This window comes from Nocardia farcinica (genome assembly GCF_029867845.1).
GTDB classification, from domain to species: domain Bacteria; phylum Actinomycetota; class Actinomycetes; order Mycobacteriales; family Mycobacteriaceae; genus Nocardia; species Nocardia farcinica_A.
In genome coordinates this window covers 1-1,133 of the sequence record NZ_JARWRU010001153.1, presented here as the reverse complement: position 1 = coordinate 1,133, position 1,133 = coordinate 1, and the positions used below count along the sequence as shown (strand labels likewise).

Here is a 1,133-nt window from a genome sequence, read left to right as displayed (position 1 = left end):
GTTCCACACCCTCGGCTTCGCGCACGCCGTGATGGCCGTGGGGTTCGGCTCCACGCTGGTGATCCGCCGCCGTTTCGACCCGGTGGCGGTGCTGGAGAGCCTGGCCAGGCATCGCGCCGAGACCCTGGTCCTGGTGCCGGTCATGCTGCGGCGCATGGTCGACGCCTGCCCGGACGCCCGCGACCGCCACGACCTGGCGCGGCTGCGCGTGATCTTCGTCGCGGGCGCCCAGCTGGGCGTGCCGCTGTACGAGCGCGCGCTCGCGACCTTCGGTCCGGTGATCTACAACGTCTACGGCTCCACCGAGGCGGCCTATGCCACCATCGCCACCCCGGCCGACCTGGCCGCCGCGCCGGGGTGTGTGGGTCCGCCGGTGCCGGGCGCGGTGGTGAAGATCCTCGACGCGCGTGGCCGGGAGCTGCCCGCGGGGAGCGTCGGGCGCGTCTTCGTCGGCAACGACTACCAGTTCGAGGGCTACACCGGTGGTGGCGACAAGGAGCGGGTGCGCGGACTGATGTCCACCGGTGATCTCGGCCACTTCGACCGGGCGGGAAGACTTTTCGTCGACGGCCGCGACGACGACATGATCGTCTCCGGCGGGGAGAACGTGTTCCCGGGCGAAGTGGAGGACTTGCTCGCCGCGCATCCCGCCGTCGCCGAGGTCAGTGCCTTCGGCGTGGACGACGAGGAGTACGGGCAGCGTCTGCGGGTCGCGGTGGTGGTGCGTCCGGGGCACACGCTCACCGCCGACGAGGTGCGCGAGCACGTGCGGCACGCGCTGGCGCGCTACAAGGTGCCGCGGGATGTGCTCTTCCTGGACGAGCTGCCGCGCAACCCCACCGGCAAGGTGCTCGTCCGGCGGCTGCGCGAGTTGTCCTGAACACGCGAGTTGTCCTGAACAGCGGAAGGGGCGCCCCCGGGCGGGGGGGGGCGGGGGGGGGGGTCTGGGGGGCTTGGGGGGGGGGTTTTATGCGGCCGGCCTGGTTGTTGTGGCGGGGGGTGCACTTTACGCCGCCGCCCGGGCGGGGGGGGGCGCGCCGCGACAGCCGGGCTATGAGTGAGTCTATGTGGCGGGTGGTGGCGTGGGGGGCCCCGGGACGCGACTGGGGGGCGGCTTCGGTTCGGGGCTGGGG

1 protein-coding gene is annotated in these 1,133 nt (G+C 73.1%); it reads left to right on the top strand.

From position 1 onward, the window contains the following. The coding region (locus tag QH283_RS25610; RefSeq protein WP_280505497.1) for an AMP-binding protein at positions 1-880 on the top strand (880 nt) is incomplete at its 5' end. Positions 881-1,133 lie beyond the last annotated feature (253 nt).